This window comes from Caulobacter sp. FG7 (assembly GCF_057808875.1).
The window spans coordinates 106,449-125,063 of record NZ_JBMDIW010000010.1 but is presented as its reverse complement, the minus strand read 5'-3'; the positions used below and the strand labels follow the sequence as shown (position 1 = coordinate 125,063).

The window sequence follows — 18,615 nt, the reverse complement described above, 5'->3', positions numbered from 1 at the left end:
CCCCGACTTTAAGACTTCACACACCACGGAGGCGCAAAACCTCTCCCTGGAAGCCGCCAGTCCATGGCTTAGCTTGCCCGGAGATCGAGTTTGTCCCTGTCGCGTGTTCGAACCTGGCGTGATCTGCTTCACGCCCTTGGTCGGACGTTCGCCGCAACCTCTGCGATCATCGTCACTCTACTGGCCGTAACGTTGTCCAGCGCCTCGCCGCGCGATCCCGGACGCGTCGCCGCCGTGTTCCCGCCCTGGTGGACCCCCGCCCGCGCCGCCGGAGCCGCCACCTCGGCCGGCGACATATCCGGCGCCGGCGCGGTTCCCTTCATTCTGATCCTGCGCGGCGACCCGGCCACGCTGGGCGGCCGCCTGCGCGCCGCCGGCGCCCTCGTCCTGCTCGATCCCGACGCCGCCGGCGTCTGCGCCAAGACCGTCCTGGAGCCCCGTCCATGAGCACGAAGCCCTCGAATCTCGACGCGCAGCGCCGTTCCGGCGGCCGGCTGATCCTGCTGCTGACCGCCCTGATGGCCCCCATCGTCATCGCCGCCCGCTTCCTGGTCGGCGAGCCGGTTGCGGGCATGGCCGTCGCCACGGTCATGGTCACGGCCCTGGCGGCCGGCGCCGTCCTGCATCGCGGCGAGACCACCACGGGCCGGATCCTGTCGGGCGTGGCCCTGATGGCCCAGGTCTCGCTGCTGGTCGCCGCCCTGGGCGGCCACGCCTGGCAGATAGACATGCACATGGCCTATTTCGCGGCCCTGGCCCTGCTGGTGGTCTATTGCGACTGGACCGTCATCGCCGCCGCCGCCGCCACGGTCGCCGTCCACCACCTGGCGCTCAGCTACCTGCTGCCCACGGCCGTGTTCCCCGGCTCGGCGAGCCTGGGCCGGGTGCTGGTCCACGCCGTCATCCTGATCATCGAGGCCGGCGCCCTGATCGCCGCGACCTTCAGCATCCACCGGGTCATCGGCCTGGCCGAGCGCGCCCGGGCCAAGGCCGAGGCCGCCATGCAGGAGGCCCGCGAGGCCGACGCCGCCGCCGACAGCGCCCGCCGCTCGGAAGAGGAAGGCCGCATCGCCCACGCCTCCGTTCAGGCCGCCGCCGAGCGCCAGCGCGCCGACATGGTCGACGCCCTCGCCGCCAGCCTGTCGCGCCTGGCCAAGGGCGACCTGTCGGTGCGCCTGATCGAGGAGTTCTCCGCGTCGTACGAGCAGTTGCGCGCCGACTTCAACCAGGCGGCCGGCAAGCTGGCCGGGGCCCTGGCGATCATCGACGAGCGCGCTTCGGGCGTGCGCCACGGCTCCGACCAGATCGCCGACGCGGCCGCCAACCTGTCGCGCCGCACCGAGCAGCAGGCCGCCAACCTGGCCGAGACCGCCAGCGCCATGGACGAAATCACCGCCACGGTCGGGCAAACGGCCGACGGCGCCCGCAAGGCCGCCGCCGTCGTGGCCCGGGCCCGCGACGACGCCCGCCGCTCGGGCGAGGTGGTCGGCGAGGCGGTCGACGCCATGGGCGCGATCGAGACCTCGGCCACCCAGATCTCGCGGATCATCGGAGTGATCGACGAGATCGCCTTCCAGACCAATCTTCTGGCGCTGAACGCCGGCGTCGAGGCCGCCCGCGCCGGTGACGCCGGCAAGGGCTTCGCCGTGGTCGCCTCCGAGGTGCGGGCCCTGGCCCAGCGCTCGGCCGAGGCCGCCAAGGAGATCAAGCATCTGATCACCACCTCGACCCGCCAGGTCGGCGAGGGCGTCGAACTGGTGGGCCGCACCGGCGAGGCGCTGGACCGCATCGTCCTGCAGATCGCCGAGATCGACGGCCTGGTCTCCGAGATCGCCGCCAGCGCCCAGCATCAGGCCCAGGGCCTGACCCAGGTCAACACCGCGGTGAATCAGATGGACCAGGTGCTGCAGCAGAATGCGGGCCTGGTGGAAGAGACCGCCGCCGCCACGCACGCCCTGAACGACGACGCCGGCGAGCTGGCCCGCCTGGTCGGTCAGTTCCAATTGCCTGGAGATCGCCTGGCGGCGACTGCGGCGCGCGGTTCGCGACGGGCCTGAGGACCAGGCGCCGTCGTCAGCTTGGCCACGCAACCCTTAGGGCGCGTGAGGCTTGCTTATCCGGAATGCGGCGCCTATCCTCTCAGCCCCCGGTCGCGATCGCCAGCGACTGGAAGTCTTCCTCCCTTAGGGCGAACCGAGCTAAAATCCACAATGGAAAAAGTGCCGATGACCGTCGTGGGTTATCAAACCCTCGACGAAGAACTGAAGCGTTTGAAGACGATCGAACGGCCCGCCGTGATCGCCGCGATCGCCGAGGCGCGCTCGCACGGCGACCTCTCGGAAAACGCCGAGTACCATGCCGCCAAGGAACGTCAGGGCTGGATCGAAGGCCAGATCGCCGAGATCGAGGACAAGATCGCCCGCGCCCAGGTCATCGACGTGTCGAAGCTCTCCGGCTCGCAGGTGAAGTTCGGCGCCACGGTCAGCGTGGTCGACGAGGACACCGAAGAAGAAGCCCGCTACCAGATCGTGGGCGACCATGAGGCCGACGTGAAGTCGGGCCGCATCTCGCTGAGCTCGCCGCTGTCGCGCGCCATGATCGGCAAGGAAGTCGGCGAAGTGGTCGAGGTCAACACGCCCGGCGGCGTGAAGGCCTACGAGATCCTCAAGGTCGAGTGGGTCTAGGCTTCAGCCCTAACCCCGCCATAAAGTCCGGCCAATCGCCGCGGAGTCGCCTGTTCAGGGTGGTTCCGCGGCGTTCGCCGTTTTGAGGGCTGGAGCGATGAGCGCCAATCAGACGCCAGGTCCCGAACCGCTGACCATCTGGGCCGTCTCGGACGGTCGCGCCGGCATCGAGGCCCAGGCCGTGGGCCTGGCCGAGGCCATCGCGCGCAAGCGTCCGGCCAGGATCGTCGTCAAGCGCGTGGGTTGGAAGGGCCGCACCGGCCGCCTGCCCTGGTGGCTGGCCTGGCTGCCGCGCCGCTGGCTGACGCCCGAGAGCGAGATCACCCCGCCCTGGCCCGACCTGTGGGTCGCCGCCGGCCGCGCCACCCTGCCTCTGTCGATCCGCCTGAAGAAATGGTCGGGCGGCAAGACCTATGTCGTGCAGATCCAGGACCCGCGCGTCCCGGCCCACATGTTCGACCTGGTGATCCCGCCCAAGCACGACCGCCTGACCGGCGACAACGTGGTGGCGATCACCGGCTCGCCGCATCGCGTCAGCCCAGACCGTCTCGACGCCGAATACGAGAAGTTCAGGGACGCCATCGAGGCCCTGCCCCGCCCGCGCGTGGCGGTGCTGCTGGGCGGCAAGTCCAAGGCCTTCGACCTGCCGGTCGAGCGCGCCGCCCAGATGGCGCACGAGATCCAGCTGCCGCTGGAGCAGGAAGGCGGCAGCCTGCTGATGACCTTCTCGCGCCGCACGCCCGAGCCGGCCCGCGCCTTGCTGGCCGCCCGCCTGCGCGAGGTGCCCGGCATCATCTGGGACGGCGAAGGCCCCAACCCGTATTTCGCCTTCCTGGCCGCCGCCGACTACATCCTCGTCACCGAGGACTCGACCAACATGGCCACCGAGGCGGCCTCGACCGGCAAGCCGGTGTTCATCCTCAAGATGGAAGGTCAGAGCGTGAAGTTCCGGCTTTTCCACGAGGAGCTGGAACGCCAGGGCGCGGCCCGCCCCTATGGCGGCGCCTTCCACGGCTGGACCTACGAGCCTGTGGACGAGACCGGCCGCGCCGCCGCCGAGGTCCTGGCCCGGATGGACGCCCGCAAGGCCGCGCTCTAGCCTGACCGGATGATCCTCGCCGTCCTGCAAGCCCGCATGAGCTCCACCCGCCTGCCGGGCAAGGTGCTGATGCCGATCGTCCGTGCGCCGATGATCATCCGCCAGATCGAGCGCGTGGCCCGCGCCCGCCGCATCGACAAGCTGGTGGTGGCCACCAGCACCGACCCGCTGGACGACGCCATCGAGGCGGCCGTGCGCCGCGACGGGATCGCCGTGCATCGCGGTCCGCTGGACAACGTGCTCGAACGCTTCCTCGGCGCGCTGGACGCCCATCCGGCAGACCACGTGGTGCGCCTGACCGCCGACTGCCCGCTGGCCGATCCGACGGTGATCGACGCGACCATCGACCTGCACCTGTCGTCGCGCGCCGACTACACCAGCAACAGCCCCGAGGGCGCGGCCTATCCCAAGGGCCTCGACGTCGAGGTGATCACCGCCGCCGGCCTGCGCCGCGCCGCTGCGCAGGCGAACACCCCCGAGGCCCGCGAGCACGTCACCTGGGACGTCTGGAACAATCCCGACCGCTGGAACCTGGCGTGGCTGCCGGACGCCCCCGGCCAGGGCGCGGTGCGCTGGACCGTCGACAGGCCCGACGACTACGCCTTCGTGGCGGCGGTCTATGACGCGCTCTATCCGGCCAACCGCGCCTTCACCTCCGACGACGTCCGCGCCTTCGTGCGCGGCCGCGAGGACCTGCTGAACTACGGCGGCGACAGGCGCGCCTAGAGCCGGGTGCGACAATCGCGCCGCATCCCTTAAGGACAGGGTTAACAAAGTATTCGGCAAAGCGGCCCCAGGCTGCTGCCGCGACCGCTCCACCGGTTCGCGCCAGCTTTTGAGGGGCCTCCGGTTCGGGGGCGGACGGACATGCGCGCCCTGCCCGACATCCGGGGTCTGAAGTATCCCGACGAGTTCATCGCCCGCCACTTCTTCAAGCGCGGCCTGCACCAGCGCGCCGGCAAGGTGGTCGAGCTGGGCGGCGGCACGGGCAACAACCTGTCGCTCTACGCCGCCTATGGCTGGACCCTGGTCAATGTCGACTATTCGGCAGCCGCGCTGGAAGACGCCCGCTGGAACCTGGGCGAGGCCGCGACCCTGATCCAGGCCGACCTGTCGCTGGGCCTGCCCGACGGGATCGAGGGGCCGATCGACGTCCTGCTGATCCCCAACCTGCTCTGCTACCTGACCAACGCCCAGGCCCACCGGGTGCTGACCGCCGTGCGCGAGAAGCTGGCCCCGAACGCCGAGGTGTTCGTGCGCACCCGCCTGGTCGACGACTATCGCTATGGCCGCGGCGTGGCCGAGGAGCCCGACGGCTTCCGCCTGGCCACGCCGGAGACCGGCGAACAGGGCCTGTTCAACCTGTTCTATACCGAGGCGGGTCTGGTGAACCGCCTGCGCGACGAGCTGGGTCTCACGCAGCCCGACGTCTTCCGTGTCTGTTTCGACAACCTGCAGGCCGGCGTTCGCGTGCCGCGCAACAGCGACCTCGTGGTCTGGGGCGCTGCGTCGTGAGCGGCCGCATCCGCATCGTCGGCGGCGGCCTGACCGGGATCATGGCCGCCTTCGAGGCCCATCGCCTGGGCTGGCGCAATATCGAACTGCACGAGCGCTTCGACGCCCTGGGCGGGGTGGCCCGCCCCAAGGTCGTGAACGGCGCCGAGATGCGCGACGGCTGCGTCTATTTCGGCCCCGAGGGCGACGCCCTGGTCGAACGCCTGAAGGCGCAAGGCGGGGCCTTCGAGACCTTCGACAACCGCTTCGGCTCGCTCAGCCTCGACGGCGCGGGCAAGCGGGTCTTCACCTGGGACTTCGGCGGTCCGGCCGTCGACTGCGCCAGCCTGCGCATCGCCCGCCCCGCCGGCGACAGCCTGGCCGACCGCATCGCCGCCTATCCCTCGCCCATCGCCGAGACCCTGGCCGAATACTGCCGCTGGCACCTGGGCGCCGACCTTGCCGCCGTGCACGGCGACGCGGCCATTCCGCTGGCCATCAACCGCGTCTATCCGGCGAGCGCCGAGACCCCGGCCCTGGTCGCCCTGAAGGCCTCGAACGAATGGGCCGACGAGCTGTACGGCGTGCCGCGCGGCCTCTCGGGGCGCACCGCCAACGTCACCGCCAGCCTGCCGAGCGGCGGCTTCACCGCCCTGTTCGAGACCTGCCGCCGGTCGCTGGAAGCCCTGGGCGTCGACATCCGCTTCGAAAGCCTGATCTCGCCCCGCCAGGTGATGGCCGAGCACACGGCCGGCGATACGGTGGTCTGGGCCGCCAATCCGACGCCGCTGTTCAAGCCGATGGGCCTTTCGACCCCGTCGCTGGTGAAGAAGAGCTTCTTCACCTACGTCTTCGAAGCCGACTTCGACGGGCCCTGCCCGGTCTACGTCCAGAACTTCACGGCCAAGGGCGACTGCTTCCGCGCCTATCTCTACGAGAGCGGCGGCAAGACCCTGGTGGTCGCCGAGTGCGTGCGCGAGGCCGACCTGCGCGCCCTGCCCGGCGAGATCCGAGGTCTCCTGTCGGGCTTCGGATCGCTGAAGACCGGCGCCCTGCTGCACTCGGGCGCCCAGCCGCGCTGGATCTATCACTCGCGCGACGCCATCGCCGGCCTTGGCGAACTGCGGGCCAAGCTGACCGAGCGCTTCGGCGCGTCCTTCGTCTGCGGGGCCTGGGAGCCCTACGGCAAGAGCGCCAAGCTGGCCGAGGTCGACGCCGCCCTGGCCCAGGCCTGGACCGCGCCCGCCGTCGGCGGCCTGGCCCTGACCGGATGAGCGCCGCCTCGCCCCCGAAGACGGCGGCGATCATGCAGCCGACCTATCTGCCCTATCTGGGCTATTTCCAGCTGATGGCGGCCAGCGACGTCTTCGTCTTTCTCGACGACGTGCAGTTCGCCCGCCGCTCGTGGCAGTCGCGCAACCGGATCCTCACCGCCCAGGGCGAGCTGATGCTGACGGTCCCGGTGAAGAAGCACGACCGCGACACGCCGATCCACGCTATCCGCATCGACGACAGCCAGTCCTGGCGTGACAAGCACCTGGCCGCCATCCGCCACGCCTACTGCAAGCGGCCGTTCTTCGCCGAGGGCTTCGCCTTCGTGTCCGAACAGCTGGCCCGTGAGCCCGACGGCGCCCTGGCCGACCTGACCTGCGGCCTGGCCCAGGCCGCGGCGGAACGGATCGGCATCGACACTCAGTTCGTCCGCGCTTCTAGCCTGAATGCGGCCGGCGCCCGGTCCGAGCACCTGCTGGCCATCTGCCGCGCGGTCGAGGCTGATGAATACGTCTCGCCGACCGGCTCGGCCGACTACATGGAAGAGGACGGCGTGTTCGCCGCCGCCGGCTTTCCGGTTCGCTTCAAACCCTGCCATCTGGCGGAGTACCCGCAGGGCCGGCCCGAGTTCACGCCCTATATGAGCTTCGTCGACGCTCTGATGAACGTCGGCTGGAGCGGCCTGAAGGCGCTGGTGGCGGCCTAGCCGGCCACCATGTCCCAGGCCAGGGGTTCGCCCCGGGTCAGGGCGCGGGCGGCGGGACGGCCCAGAACCTTGTCGAGATCGGCCGGCGGCAGGCCGTTGCCGGGACGCACCGAGCGGACGTTGTCGCGGGTCAGCGGCGCGCCGACCGGCACGTCGGCGGTGACGTAGAGCGAGCGGCGGAACAGCAAGGACCCCTGCTCGGAGCCCAGTACGTCGTAGTGGGCGCGACCCAGCGAGGCCCAGGCGTTCTTCGTGTCGTCGACCAGGGCCTTGAACTCGGACGGCTCCAGGCTGAAGGCGGCGTCGGGGCCGCCGTCGGCGCGGGCCAGGGTGAAGTGCTTCTCGACCGCGCAGGCGCCGACCGACACCGCCGCCACCGAGGCGGCCGTGCCCGGCGTGTGGTCCGACAGGCCGATCGGGCAGCCAAAGCGGGCGGCCATGTCGGCCACGGTCCGCACGTTGGCGTCGGCGAAGGTGGCGGGATAGCTCGACACGCAGTGCAGCAGCAGCACGCCCGGCGCGCCGGCCTCCAGGGCGGTGTTCCGGGCGGTCTCGATCTCGGCCAGGTTGGCCATGCCCGTCGAGATGATCAGCGGCTTGCCTTGTGCGGCGGCGTATCGGATCAGCGGCAGGTCGACGGCCTCGAACGAGGCGATCTTGTAGGCCGGGGCGTCGAGCCCCGCCAGCAGGTCGACCGCGGTCTCGTCGAACGGGCTGGAGAAGATGGTCACGCCGCGCTTGCGGGCCCGCTCGAAGATGGCCGCGTGCCACTCGAACGGGGTGTGGGCCTCTTCGTACAGCTCGTACAGGCTGCGCCCGTCCCACAGGCCGCCGTGGATCTTGAACTCGGGCCGGTCGACGTCGAGCGTGATGGTGTCGGCGGTGTAGGTCTGGATCTTGATGGCGTCGCAGCCGGTGTCGGCGGCGGCGTCGACCATCGAAAGGCAGCGATCGAGGCTGCCGTTGTGGTTCCCCGACAGCTCGCAGATCACGTAGGGCGGATGGTCCGCGCCGATCTTGCGGCCGGCGATCTCGATTTCGGGCGAAGCGGTCATGGGCGGAAACTCACGCGGTTTGTCCCCTATTAACCCTGAAATCGTGGACGAGCCGTCAATCCCCGCCGCCACCGCCGCCATCTCCCCCGCAGCCGCCGTCCGAGGACGAGCCGCAGTCGGAGGAGGAAGACGAGGAACTGCTGTCCGAAGAGTGGCTCGAGCCGCTGTCACCGCCGTCGCCCTTCTTGCCGCCGGCCTTGGCCTGAGCCGGCTTGGCGACCTCCAGCATCGTGCCCAGGCCCCCGCCGATGGCGATGCCCACGCCGATGCCGATCGCCATGTTGTTCGTGGCCAGGCCCAGGGCGACGCCGATCGCCGTCCCGATGCCAATGCCGATCGTCAGTCCGCCCTTCATGGGTTCCCCTAAACCATCGCAACGGCGCGGAATCGACACTATATGTTCGCCCATGTCCACCACCGCTCCCCGCCAGACGCGCTGCCTGATCATCGGTTCGGGCCCCGCCGGCTACACCGCCGCCATCTACGCCGCCCGTGCGCTGCTCAAGCCCGTGCTCATCGCCGGCATCCAGCCGGGCGGCCAGCTGACCATCACGACCGACGTCGAGAACTATCCGGGCTTCGCCGACGTCATCCAGGGTCCCTGGCTGATGGACCAGATGCGCGCCCAGGCCGAGCACGTGGGCACCGAGTTCGTCAGCGACATCGTAATGTCGGTCGACCTGTCCAAGCGCCCGTTCGTGGTCAAGACCGACAGCGGCCAGGACTGGATCGCCGAGACGATCATCATCGCCACCGGCGCCCAGGCCAAGTGGCTGGGCCTGGAGAGCGAGAGCAAGTTCCAGGGCTTTGGCGTCAGCGCCTGCGCCACCTGCGACGGCTTCTTCTATCGCAACAAGGAAGTCGTGGTGGTCGGCGGCGGCAACACCGCGGTCGAGGAAGCCCTGTTCCTGACCAGCTTCGCCAGCAAGGTCACCCTGGTGCACCGCAAGGACGAGCTGCGGGCCGAAAAGATCCTGCAGGAGCGCCTGCTGGCCCATCCGAAGGTCGAGGTGATCTGGGACAGCGTCATCGACGAGGTCGTCGGCGACAGCGAACCGATGGGCGTCACCGGCGTGCGCCTGAAGAACATCAAGACCGGCGAGTTCACCGAGCTGAAGACCGACGGCGTGTTCATCGCCATCGGCCACGCCCCGTCGTCGGAACTGTTCGCCGGCCAGCTGGACGTCGGCCCGGGCGGCTACCTGAAGGTCAAGCCGGGCACGGCCTCGACCGCGATCGAAGGCGTCTACGCCGCCGGCGACGTCACCGACGACGTCTATCGCCAGGCCGTCACCGCCGCCGGCATGGGCTGCATGGCCGCCCTGGAAGCGGTGCGGTTCCTGGCCGAGGAAGACCACAGACAAGCCCACCACCCGATCAGCCACGCCGAGGCCAACGAGATCGGCGCCTGGTAGGGCTGGGTTTGTGAAGTCAAGAAAGGGCCGCTCCGAAATGGGCGGCCCTTTTTCTTTGATGCTTCCTGAAGGGGGAGTTTCACCATCTCCGTAAAACCCCCGCGAAAGCGGGGGCCCAGGTGTTTTATCGTCGAGCGCGGCGAATTGCAGAAAAGCCTGGGTCCCCGCTTTCGCGGGGATTTTACGGATGGGGGTATGGCCACTAGCTCAGCAGCAGCTGAGAACGCCCCCCTCCGGCCCTCCGGGCCACCTCCCCCAGAGGGAGAGGGTCTTTCAAAGCGGGTTCAGCAAGTTCGGCGGCCGGGGCTTCGGCTTGGGCGGCGGCGGGGCTTCGACGACAGGCGGGGGCGCTGGTTTGGCCGCGGCTTCGGCCTGGACCTCGGGCAGCACTTCCAGGGCCTTGTTGATGCGGGCGATCTCTTCGGGCGTGGCGATGCGGCGGCCCGCGACGCTGCCCTCGACCCTGATCCGCTCGCCGCCGGGCGCTGCCGCATCGGGGATGACCACCAGCCGGGCGTCCTTGAGGGCCGCGCTCGGCGCGGGGCCGCCCAGGGCCTGGGCGAGGTTCTGGGCCAGGACGGCGGGCGGCGCGGCCTCCAGCGTGCGCGGGTCGGCGCCCATCAGGGTGGCCGTCGAGATCCGGGTTTCGCCGCCGGCGTAGCGGCCCTTGAAGGCCGCCAGCGTGCCCGACGGCCCCGTCCAGCGATAGAAGATGTGCGTGCCGACCTGGCGCAGCTTGACCAGGGTCGGGGCCCAGTACGGGGCCACGTAATCGGCGTGGTAGTGGGTGGCCACGCCCACGTCCTTCATGACGAAGCCCGACAGCGCCCGCCGGGCCACGGCCTGGGCGCGGTCCCAGATCGTCGGGACCACGGCCTTCTCCAGCGAGCCGTCGCAGGTGAAGCTGAACTGGCAGCCGGTGCTGCGCAGCGACCCCTCGTAGATCACCCCGCAGATCGACTTGGGATAACCCGGATGGCGCAGCCGGTTGAGCACGGTCTGGGCCACGGCCTGCTGGCCCTCGGCGGGCTCGAAGCCGGCCTCGAAATAGACCGCCTGGGTCAGGCAATGCAGCGCCCTCGCCCGCTCCTCGCCCGAGGTCTTCAGCACGAAGGGCCTGGCCGCCTCGATCGGCAGGGGCGCGGGCGCGCGGTAGCCGTTGATGAGCCGCGCGTCCTCGAAGCTGGCGACGCCATCGCCGAGCACCGGGATCGTGGCGATGTCGATCACCTCCCAGCCCCGCACCCGGCCCCAGTAGTCCTTGCGCGGCCGCGGATCGTGGCGCCGGGCCAGGGCCAGCATCGCCGGATCCATGTCGGCCGTGTAGCGCGCCAGGCCGGCGTCGGACAGCGCGCCCGCCTGGCTGGCTAGGCCCGCCGCCCGTCCGTGCTGGCGCGGCAGGTGATAGGCGGTGGCGCACGCAGAAAGGCCGCCGACGGCGATCAGCGCCGCGGCGGCCTTCTTGCCCGGATGTCGCCTTGAGGACGGCACGCGGGGTGGTCGGATTACTTGCTCAGGGTCGAGCGCAGCATCCAGGCGTGCTTTTCGTGGGCCGCCAGGCGCTGGGTGTAGAGGTCGACCGTGGCTTCGTCGCCCGCCTCGTCGGGGGCGTCGATGGCGCCGCGGAGGGTGGCGATGACCGTCTCGTTGTCGGCCAGGAGTTCCTTGATCATGCCCTCCCAGTCCTTTTCGGCGTCGCCGTCCTTGATGCTGGAGAGATTGCCGAAGGCGGCGTAGCCCTGCGGCGCCAGCTCGCCCAGGGCGCGAATGCGCTCGGCGATCAGGTCAAGAGCGGCCCATTCTTCGTTGTATTGGCCTTCCAGGAGGATGTGCAGGGACTGGAAGTAGGGCCCGCGAACATTCCAGTGATAGCCGTGCGTCTTGAGGTAGAGCGCATAGCTGTCGGCCAGGACCTTGTTCAGTCCCTGCGCGATGTCAGCGCGTTGCTTGGCCGAAATGCCGATGTTCGGAGCGGTCGCCATTCATGATCTCCCGTGTTGCGTGTCCTAGGTAAGCGTGTCCATGCTCTTGGCAAGCCTGCTCATGAGCGCGGAGCAAGAATGAACAAAAACGATCCGCTCGCCCCCACGCCGACGCCGCGCCTCGCGGCGTCCGCCCTGCTAAGCGCGTGGCTCATACCAGAGGTTCCTCCGCCGTTCTGGCGGGCGGCCCTGGCTGCGATCGTGGCCACGCTGGCGGCGCTGGGCATGCGCTTCGCCCTGCTGGGGCCCGACCAGACCCTGGGCGCGACCCAGGCCTTCTTCCCGGCCATGGTGCTGGTGACGCTGTACGCCGGCTGGCGCTGGGGGCTCGTGCCGATCGCCAGCGGGGCCGCGCTGGGCTGGTGGCTGTGGGCCGGCCGCTATGCCGACACCCTGAGCGAGCCGCAGACCGCCTCGATGGTGCTGTACCTGGTCTCGGCCACGGCCACGACGGCGGTGGCCCACGGCATGCGCCAGGCGGTGATCGGCCTGGCCGAGGCCCGCCGCCGCCAGCAGGACGCCGAGACGCGGCTGGACGTGACCCAGGCCGCCGCCGGCGTCGGCCCCTGGGAGTGGGACGTGACCACCGGGGCCCTGCACCTGTCGCCGGCCGCGCGGCGCAACCTGCGCCTGCCCCCGGACGGTCCGCTGGATTTCGAGCAGGTGGCGTCCGCGGTGCATCCCGAGGACCGTCCCCGGGTGCAGGAGGAGATCAGGCGGGCGATCAAGAGCGGGCCGCTCTACGAGGTCGAGTACCGGCTGGTCGACGGGCCGGACGGCGAACGCTGGATCCACGGCCTGGGCCGGATCGAGCGCGACGCGGCAGGCCGCGCCGTGCGCGTGCTGGGCGTCAATTTCGAGGTCACCAAGCGCCGCCAGGCCGAGGAAGGCCTGCGCGAGAGCGAGGCCCGCTTCCGCGCCCTGGCCGACAGCGCCCCGGCCCTGATGTGGATCACCGGCATGGGCGGCGCGCGCGAGTTCGTCAACGCCGCCTATGTGGACTTCGCCGGCGCCGACTATCGCGACGCCCTGACGCTGGACTGGCGCACCCGCATCCATCCCGAGGACCTGCCGACCATCCTCAAGGCCCAGATCGCCGGCGAGGCCTCGCGCAGGCCCTTCAGCCTGGAAGCGCGCTATCGCCGGCCCGACGGCCAGTGGCGCTGGCTGAAATCGTTCTCGCAGCCGCGCTACGGCCCCGGCGGCGGTTTCGCCGGCTTCATCGGCATCGCCTTCGACGTCAGCGACGCCAAGGAGGCCGAGGCCAAGCTGACGGGCATGAACGAACTGCTGGCCGACAAGGTCGACGCCGCCGTCGCCGAGCGCGACCTGGCCCAGGCAGCCCTCAGCCAGGCCCAGAAGCTGGAGGCCATCGGCCAGCTGACCGGCGGCGTGGCCCACGACTTCAACAACCTGCTGACCGTGGTCATCGGCGCCCTGGACGCCGTCCAGCGCCACCCAGACGACGCCCGCCGGCGCGACAAGATGATCGACGCGGCGCTTTCGGCCGCCAGGCGTGGCGAGAAACTGACCCAGCACCTCCTGGCCTTCGCCCGCCGCCAGCCGCTCAATCCCGAGGTCTGCCGGGTGGACCGCCTGATCGCCGAGAGCGAGGCCCTGCTGCGCCGCGCCGTCGGCGAGGTGCTGCCGCTGAAGCTCAGCCTGGGCTCGGGCACGCGCACGGCGCGGATCGACGCCGGCCAGTTCGAGGCCGCCCTGCTGAACCTGGTGGTGAACGCCCGCGACGCCAGCCCGCCGGGCGGGACGATCGTCGTGGAGTCCGGCCCCGAAACCGTCGACAAGCCGCGCGGCGAGCTGAAGCCCGGCGCCTACCTGCGGGTCTCGGTGCGCGACGAAGGCAAGGGCATGGACGCCGACACCATCGCCCGCGCCTTCGAGCCGTTCTTCACCACAAAGGCCTCGGGCAAGGGCACGGGGCTTGGCCTGTCGCAGGTCTACGGCTTCGTGCGCCAGAGCGGCGGCGAGGTCGAGATCGCGTCCAAGCCCGGCCAGGGCACGACGGTTTCGCTGCTGCTGCCGGCCAGCCACGAGGGGGCGATCCTGCAGAAGGCGCCGGTCGCCCCGCCCGCCCCCCGCCCCGGCGTCGAGGTGCTGCTGGCCGAGGACGACGTCGAGGTGGGCGACCTTGTCGAGGCCATGCTGGTCGAACTGGGCCACAACGTGCGCCGGGCCGGCGACGCCGACGAAGCGCTGAGCATGGCCCGCGCCCATCCCGACCTTGGCCTGCTGCTCACCGACGTGATGATGCCCGGCGACAAGAGCGGCGTGGACCTGGCCTCGATCCTGTCGGCCGAACGACCAGAGCTGCCGATCCTGCTGAGCTCGGGCTACACCGGCCAGGAACTGGCGGAAGCCCGCGCCGCCCCCTGGCCCCTTCTGCGCAAGCCCTATGCGCTGGACGCGCTTGTGCGGGCCATAGACCAGGCCTTCGAGACCCGCCGCCCGCATTGACCTGCCCTTGGACCGAACGGACGTCCTTGCGCGCCGTCGCGGGATTTTTCGTCCGCATGCTTTGCATTCCCGGAACGAGCGGCTATATGTGGATAGCCCCTTATGCTCACTTTCAGCATAAGTCGCGACGCCGGACGGAGCCGCAACCTTTGCCCGGCGTTTTTTGAGGCCCAGGAAATGCTCACTTTGAGCATAAGAGAGGACGACATGGCCGACGGTTTCGCGCCCCTCGCCTTCACCGCCGACATCGAGGCGGAAACCGCCGCCGTCTGGGACAAGGTCAAGCACCACGTCACCCCGATGGAATGGCGTCTGCAGGCGCCGCTGATCTCGGAGATCAACCGGATCAAGCGCGAGAAGAACGCCGCCATCCTGGCCCACAACTACATGACGCCGGACATCTTCCACGGCGTGGGCGACTTCGTGGGCGACAGCCTGGCCCTGGCCAAGGAAGCCGCCAAGTCGGACGCCAAGATCATCGTCCAGGCCGGCGTGCACTTCATGGCCGAGACCAGCAAGGTTCTGAGCCCCGAGAAGAAGATCCTGATCCCCGACCTCAAGGCCGGCTGCTCGCTGGCCTCGTCGATCACGGGCGCGGACGTGCGGCTGATCAAGGAGCGCCATCCGGGCGTGCCGGTGGTCACCTACGTCAACACCACCGCCGACGTGAAGGCCGAGACCGACATCTGCTGCACCAGCGCCAACGCCGTGCAGGTGGTGGAGTGGGCCGCCAAGGAATGGGGGACCGACAAGGTCATCCTGATCCCCGACGAGTTCCTGGCCCGCAACGTCGCCCGCCAGACGGACGTCAAGATCATCGCCTGGGCCGGCCACTGCGAGGTGCACAAGCGCTTCACCGCCCAGGACATCGCCGACATGCGCGCGGCCTGGCCCGGCGCCGAGGTGCTGGCCCACCCCGAATGCCCGGCCGAGATCCTCGAGGCCTCGGACTTCGCCGGTTCGACCGCGGCGATGAACGACTACGTGGCGGCGCGCAAGCCGGCCCAGGTGGTGCTGATCACCGAGTGCTCGATGGCCAGCAACGTGCAGGCCGAAAGCCCCGGGACCCAGTTCATCGGCCCCTGCAACATGTGCCCGCACATGAAGCGCATCACGCTGCAGAACATCTACGACGCCCTGGTGCACGAGCAGTACGAGGTCACGGTCGACGCCGACGTCCTCGACCGCGCCCGCCAGGCCGTGCAGCGGATGATCGACCTGCCCCCGCCCGCCGCCCCGGCCCGCTACGACCTCGTCAAGGCGCGCCACCACGTGGACGTGGAGTTGATTTAACGGGTCTCCTTCCCCCTTGCGGGGAAGGTGGCCGCGAAGCGGTCGGATGGGGGTGTCAGCACCGACGTCGAACGTCCGGTCCAACACCCCCACCCCACCCCCTCCCCGCAAGGGGGAGGGGCTCTGGAGTAGACGATGATCGAACGCATCACCTTCGACGGCCCCGTGATCCTCGGCGCCGGGCTGGCCGGCCTCAGCGCGGCGCTGGCGGCCAAGACGGCGCTGGTGCTGTCGCCCACGCCGCTGGCGACCGGCTGCTCCAGCGCCTGGGCGCAAGGAGGCCTCGCCGCGGCCCTGGCCGGCGACGACACGCCGTCGCTGCATGCCGCCGACACCATCGCCGCGGGCGCCGGCCTCTGCGACGGCGACGCCGTGGCGATGCTGACCCGCGAAGGCCCCGCCGCCGTCCGCGCCCTGGCCGCGCTGGGCGCGCCGTTCGACCGCAAGCCCGACGGCGACTTCGTGCTCAGCCTGGAGGCCGCCCACTCCAAGGCCCGCGTCGCCCGCGTCGGCGGCGACGGGGCGGGCGCCGCGATCATGGCCGCCGTCGTGGCCGCCGTGCGCGCCACGCCGAGCATCGAGGTGCGCGAGAACGCCCGCGCCCGCCGCCTGCTCCAGGACGAGACCGGCCGCGTGGTCGGCGTCCTGGCCGAAATCGACGGCGCCCTGGTCGAGGTCCGCGGCCATGCAGTGATCCTGGCCACCGGCGGCGTCGGCGGCCTCTATGCGGTGACCACCACGCCGGCCCAGGTGCGCGGCGAAGGCCTGGGCCTGGCCGCCCTGGCCGGCGCCGAGATCGCCGACCCCGAATTCGTGCAGTTCCACCCCACGGCCATCGACATCGGCAGGGACCCCGCCCCCCTGGCCACCGAGGCCCTGCGCGGCGAGGGTTCGATCCTGCGCAATACTGATGGCCGCGCCTTCATGGCCGACTACCACCCGGCCAAGGAGCTGGCCCCGCGCGACGTGGTGGCCCGCGCCATCCACGCCGAGCGCGCCGCCGGCCGCGGCGCCTTCCTCGACGCCACCACGGCGGTGGGCGGCCACTTCCCGCACGAATTCCCGGCCGTGTTCGAGGCCTGCCAGAGCGCAGGGATCGATCCGCGCCGCGAGATGATCCCGGTCACGCCCGCCGTGCACTACCACATGGGCGGCGTGGCCACCGATCTGGACGGCCGCGCCAGCCTGCCGGGCCTCTACGCCGCCGGCGAATGCGCCTCCACCGGCGTGCAGGGCGCCAATCGCCTGGCTTCCAACAGCCTTCTGGAAGCGGCCGTGTTCGGCGCCCGCGCCGGTCGCGCGGCGGCGAACGAGGGCGAGGCGGGCGGCCAGAGCGTCTCGCTCGCGCCGCTGCCCGACCTGCCGGACGAAGCCTTCCAGGCCCTGCGCAAGGCCATGAGCCGCGACGCCGGCGTCATCCGCGACGCCGCTGGCCTCGCTTGCCTGCAAGCCGAGATCGCCGCGCTGGAGGCCGCCCACGGCCCCTGCCCGCCCCTGGTCGCCGCCCGGCTGATCGTCGACGCCGCCCTGGCTCGCCAGGAAAGCCGGGGCGGCCACTTCCGCGCCGACTTCCCCGAAAAGGCCGCCCCCGTCCGCACCTTCGTCACCCTCGACCCCGTCCAGGCCGGTTTGCGCCACGCCGCCGAGTAGTGGTACGTAAGGGGAACGGAGACGCGACCATGACGGCGACCAACGCGGGTTTCGAGGAACGGGGGGACACCGAGTTCCTGTTCGACTTCGACCAGTACGAGCGCATGGATCAGGCCGGCGTGTTCGACGAGATCGACGGCCACGTCGAACTGATCGAGGGGAAGATCATCCACATGGCGCCGGCCTCGTTGGATCACGGTGAAGTCACGATCAATGTCGGCGCGGCCCTCAAGAGCGCGATACGCGGGCTTTCGTCCCCCTCGGCGCTGAAGGTCTTCGCCGGCTCCACGCTCAAGCTCGGACGTTACAGCGCTCCTGATCCGGACGTTCTCGTCGCCAGGGCCCCGGCGGGAAAGTACGCGGAAGTCGACGCCGCCGTTCTGGTGGTCGAGGTCTCGATCTCGTCGCTCGGAAACGACCTGACAGTAAAGAGCCGTCTCTACGCCACGTCCGGCGTGCCGGAATACTGGGTCGCCGAGCCGGAAGCTCGCCGCCTGACCGTCTTCAGCCAGCCGCGTCCCGACGGCAGCTGGGGCCAGACCGCTGTCCACGAAGGCGAGGCCGCGGCCGTGTCGCCGCTGTTCGCCCCCGAAGTCCGTATTCCGCTGTCGGAGCTGTTTTGACCCTCCTTCCCCGTATCGAGCCGCTGCCCGACCTTCTCATCCGTCCGATCGTCGATCTGTCCCTGGCCGAGGATCTGGGCCGGGCCGGCGACATCACGGGCCTGGCCTGCATCGACGCCGACGCCCGACTGTCGGTGGTGTTCGCCAGCCGCCAGGACGGCCGGGTCGCGGGCCTGTCGTGCGCGCGCCTGGCGCTGGCCGCCCTCGACCCGACCGCGACCTTCGAGGTGGTCACGCCCGACGGCGCCGACGCCGCGCCGGGCGCCGTGCTGGCCCGCGCCGAGGGCAACGCCCGCGCCGTGCTGGCCGCGGAGCGCACGGGCCTGAACCTGCTGGGCCGCCTGTCGGGCATCGCCACCCTGACCCGCGCCTATGTGCGCCTCGTCGAGGGCACGGGGGCCACCATCGTCGACACCCGCAAGACCACGCCGGGCCTGCGGGCGCTGGAGAAGTACGCCGTGCGCTGCGGCGGCGGGGTCAATCACCGCTTCGGCCTCGACGACGCCATCCTGATCAAGGACAACCACGTCGCCGCCTGCGGCGGGGTCGGCGAGGCCGTCCGTCGCGCCCGCGCCTTCGCCGGCCACCTGGTGAAGGTCGAGGTCGAGGTCGACGGCCTGGACCAGCTGGAAGACGCCCTCAAGCACGGCCCGGACGTGGTCATGCTCGACAATTTCAGCCTGGACGACCTGAAGACCGCCGTCTCCCTGGCCAAGGGCCGGGCGGTGCTGGAGGCCTCGGGCGGGGTCAACCTGACGACGGTGCGGGCCATCGCGCAGACCGGCGTCGACGTGATCAGCGTCGGCGCGCTCACCCACTCAGCCCCAGTGCTCGACATCGGGCTGGACGCGGCCTGACAGACCGCGCCGG

Annotated in this window: 18 protein-coding genes; 14 read left to right on the top strand and 4 right to left on the bottom strand. The window is 70.5% G+C overall.

Features of this window, described 5'->3' with window-relative positions; genetic code table 11:
- The first annotated feature begins 90 nt into the window (after positions 1-90).
- The 8 genes from ACODR1_RS10550 to ACODR1_RS10515 all read left to right on the top strand — a co-directional run bounded on the left by ACODR1_RS10550 (position 91) and on the right by ACODR1_RS10515 (position 7,255).
- Positions 91-447 carry a hypothetical protein gene (locus ACODR1_RS10550; protein WP_488880402.1) on the top strand — a complete coding sequence of 119 codons (357 nt, stop codon included), beginning with the start codon at positions 91-93 and terminating at the stop codon, positions 445-447.
- Positions 444-2,057, top strand: a complete 1,614-nt coding sequence (locus ACODR1_RS10545) for a methyl-accepting chemotaxis protein (RefSeq protein WP_488880401.1) — start codon at positions 444-446, stop codon at positions 2,055-2,057. The genes ACODR1_RS10550 and ACODR1_RS10545 overlap by 4 nt, the downstream gene beginning before the upstream one ends.
- Before the next feature lie 153 nt (positions 2,058-2,210).
- Positions 2,211-2,684, top strand: a complete 474-nt coding sequence (greA, locus tag ACODR1_RS10540; RefSeq protein WP_058349843.1) for a transcription elongation factor GreA — start codon at positions 2,211-2,213, stop codon at positions 2,682-2,684.
- Positions 2,685-2,781: 97 nt separating this feature from the next.
- Entirely contained in the window at positions 2,782-3,783 is a 1,002-nt protein-coding gene (locus ACODR1_RS10535) for a mitochondrial fission ELM1 family protein (protein ID WP_488880400.1), read from the top strand.
- A gap of 9 nt (positions 3,784-3,792) precedes the next feature.
- Positions 3,793-4,509 carry a cytidylyltransferase domain-containing protein gene (locus tag ACODR1_RS10530; protein WP_488880399.1) on the top strand — a complete coding sequence of 239 codons (717 nt, stop codon included), beginning with the start codon at positions 3,793-3,795 and terminating at the stop codon, positions 4,507-4,509.
- 141 nt (positions 4,510-4,650) lie between these two features.
- The gene (locus ACODR1_RS10525; RefSeq protein WP_488880398.1) at positions 4,651-5,298 is read left to right on the top strand and encodes a class I SAM-dependent methyltransferase; all 648 of its coding nucleotides are present in this window, start codon (positions 4,651-4,653) and stop codon (positions 5,296-5,298) included.
- Positions 5,295-6,551 (top strand): flagellin modification protein FlmF, encoded by a 1,257-nt coding sequence (locus tag ACODR1_RS10520; RefSeq protein ID WP_488880397.1) that lies wholly within the window; start codon positions 5,295-5,297, stop codon positions 6,549-6,551. The genes ACODR1_RS10525 and ACODR1_RS10520 overlap by 4 nt, the downstream gene beginning before the upstream one ends.
- Complete coding sequence (locus ACODR1_RS10515) at positions 6,548-7,255, top strand: WbqC family protein (RefSeq protein ID WP_488880396.1); 708 nt, start codon at positions 6,548-6,550, stop codon at positions 7,253-7,255. The genes ACODR1_RS10520 and ACODR1_RS10515 overlap by 4 nt, the downstream gene beginning before the upstream one ends.
- On the opposite strand, the gene pseI is transcribed toward ACODR1_RS10515, so the two are convergent.
- On the bottom strand, positions 7,252-8,310 hold the full coding sequence (gene pseI / locus ACODR1_RS10510; RefSeq protein ID WP_488880395.1) for a pseudaminic acid synthase: 1,059 nt from the start codon (positions 8,308-8,310) through the stop codon (positions 7,252-7,254). The two genes, ACODR1_RS10515 and pseI, sit on opposite strands and share 4 nt — an antisense overlap.
- Positions 8,311-8,365: 55 nt before the next feature.
- On the bottom strand, positions 8,366-8,665 hold the full coding sequence (locus ACODR1_RS10505; protein ID WP_488880394.1) for a hypothetical protein: 300 nt from the start codon (positions 8,663-8,665) through the stop codon (positions 8,366-8,368).
- Between the two features lie 52 nt (positions 8,666-8,717).
- Here ACODR1_RS10505 and trxB point away from each other — a divergent pair, with 52 nt between their 5' ends.
- Entirely contained in the window at positions 8,718-9,725 is a 1,008-nt protein-coding gene (gene trxB, locus ACODR1_RS10500) for a thioredoxin-disulfide reductase (RefSeq protein WP_488880393.1), read from the top strand.
- Positions 9,726-9,998: 273 nt separating this feature from the next.
- Here trxB and ACODR1_RS10495 read toward each other — a convergent pair whose 3' ends face one another.
- Together ACODR1_RS10495 and ACODR1_RS10490 are read right to left on the bottom strand one after the other, a co-directional pair.
- Positions 9,999-11,216 carry a cell wall hydrolase gene (locus ACODR1_RS10495; protein WP_488880392.1) on the bottom strand — a complete coding sequence of 406 codons (1,218 nt, stop codon included), beginning with the start codon at positions 11,214-11,216 and terminating at the stop codon, positions 9,999-10,001.
- 14 nt (positions 11,217-11,230) lie between these two features.
- Positions 11,231-11,707: a Dps family protein gene (locus tag ACODR1_RS10490; RefSeq protein WP_101719541.1), complete on the bottom strand. Its 477-nt coding sequence runs from the start codon at positions 11,705-11,707 to the stop codon at positions 11,231-11,233.
- 78 nt (positions 11,708-11,785) lie between these two features.
- On the opposite strand from ACODR1_RS10490, the gene ACODR1_RS10485 reads away from it, so the two are divergent.
- From ACODR1_RS10485 to nadC, 5 genes are all read left to right on the top strand, one after another.
- The gene (locus ACODR1_RS10485) at positions 11,786-14,179 is read left to right on the top strand and encodes a PAS domain-containing protein (RefSeq protein WP_488880391.1); all 2,394 of its coding nucleotides are present in this window, start codon (positions 11,786-11,788) and stop codon (positions 14,177-14,179) included.
- Positions 14,180-14,386: 207 nt separating this feature from the next.
- Positions 14,387-15,472 (top strand): quinolinate synthase NadA, encoded by a 1,086-nt coding sequence (gene nadA, locus ACODR1_RS10480; protein ID WP_488880390.1) that lies wholly within the window; start codon positions 14,387-14,389, stop codon positions 15,470-15,472.
- A 135-nt stretch (positions 15,473-15,607) separates the two neighbouring features.
- Positions 15,608-17,122: an L-aspartate oxidase gene (locus ACODR1_RS10475; protein WP_488880389.1), complete on the top strand. Its 1,515-nt coding sequence runs from the start codon at positions 15,608-15,610 to the stop codon at positions 17,120-17,122.
- A 29-nt stretch (positions 17,123-17,151) separates the two neighbouring features.
- A complete protein-coding gene (locus tag ACODR1_RS10470; RefSeq protein ID WP_488880388.1) occupies positions 17,152-17,745 on the top strand; it encodes a Uma2 family endonuclease in 594 nt (197 codons plus the stop codon).
- A 14-nt stretch (positions 17,746-17,759) separates the two neighbouring features.
- On the top strand, positions 17,760-18,602 hold the full coding sequence (gene nadC, locus ACODR1_RS10465; RefSeq protein WP_488880436.1) for a carboxylating nicotinate-nucleotide diphosphorylase: 843 nt from the start codon (positions 17,760-17,762) through the stop codon (positions 18,600-18,602).
- Positions 18,603-18,615 lie beyond the last annotated feature (13 nt).

Excerpts from the sequence above, each read along its gene's own strand:
- ACODR1_RS10515 (WP_488880396.1), top strand. The coding sequence starts at position 6,548 with ATGAGCGCCGCCTCGCCCCCGAAGACGGCGGCGATCATGCAGCCGACC.
- trxB (WP_488880393.1), top strand. The coding sequence starts at position 8,718 with ATGTCCACCACCGCTCCCCGCCAGACGCGCTGCCTGATCATCGGTTCG.
- ACODR1_RS10525 (WP_488880398.1), top strand. The coding sequence starts at position 4,651 with ATGCGCGCCCTGCCCGACATCCGGGGTCTGAAGTATCCCGACGAGTTC.
- pseI (WP_488880395.1), bottom strand. The coding sequence starts at position 8,310 with ATGACCGCTTCGCCCGAAATCGAGATCGCCGGCCGCAAGATCGGCGCG.
- ACODR1_RS10470 (WP_488880388.1), top strand. The coding sequence starts at position 17,152 with ATGACGGCGACCAACGCGGGTTTCGAGGAACGGGGGGACACCGAGTTC.
- ACODR1_RS10485 (WP_488880391.1), top strand. The coding sequence starts at position 11,786 with ATGAACAAAAACGATCCGCTCGCCCCCACGCCGACGCCGCGCCTCGCG.
- ACODR1_RS10530 (WP_488880399.1), top strand. The coding sequence starts at position 3,793 with ATGATCCTCGCCGTCCTGCAAGCCCGCATGAGCTCCACCCGCCTGCCG.
- ACODR1_RS10535 (WP_488880400.1), top strand. The coding sequence starts at position 2,782 with ATGAGCGCCAATCAGACGCCAGGTCCCGAACCGCTGACCATCTGGGCC.
- ACODR1_RS10475 (WP_488880389.1), top strand. The coding sequence starts at position 15,608 with ATGATCGAACGCATCACCTTCGACGGCCCCGTGATCCTCGGCGCCGGG.
- ACODR1_RS10545 (WP_488880401.1), top strand. The coding sequence starts at position 444 with ATGAGCACGAAGCCCTCGAATCTCGACGCGCAGCGCCGTTCCGGCGGC.
- greA (WP_058349843.1), top strand. The coding sequence starts at position 2,211 with ATGGAAAAAGTGCCGATGACCGTCGTGGGTTATCAAACCCTCGACGAA.
- ACODR1_RS10505 (WP_488880394.1), bottom strand. The coding sequence starts at position 8,665 with ATGAAGGGCGGACTGACGATCGGCATTGGCATCGGGACGGCGATCGGC.
- ACODR1_RS10490 (WP_101719541.1), bottom strand. The coding sequence starts at position 11,707 with ATGGCGACCGCTCCGAACATCGGCATTTCGGCCAAGCAACGCGCTGAC.
- nadA (WP_488880390.1), top strand. The coding sequence starts at position 14,387 with ATGGCCGACGGTTTCGCGCCCCTCGCCTTCACCGCCGACATCGAGGCG.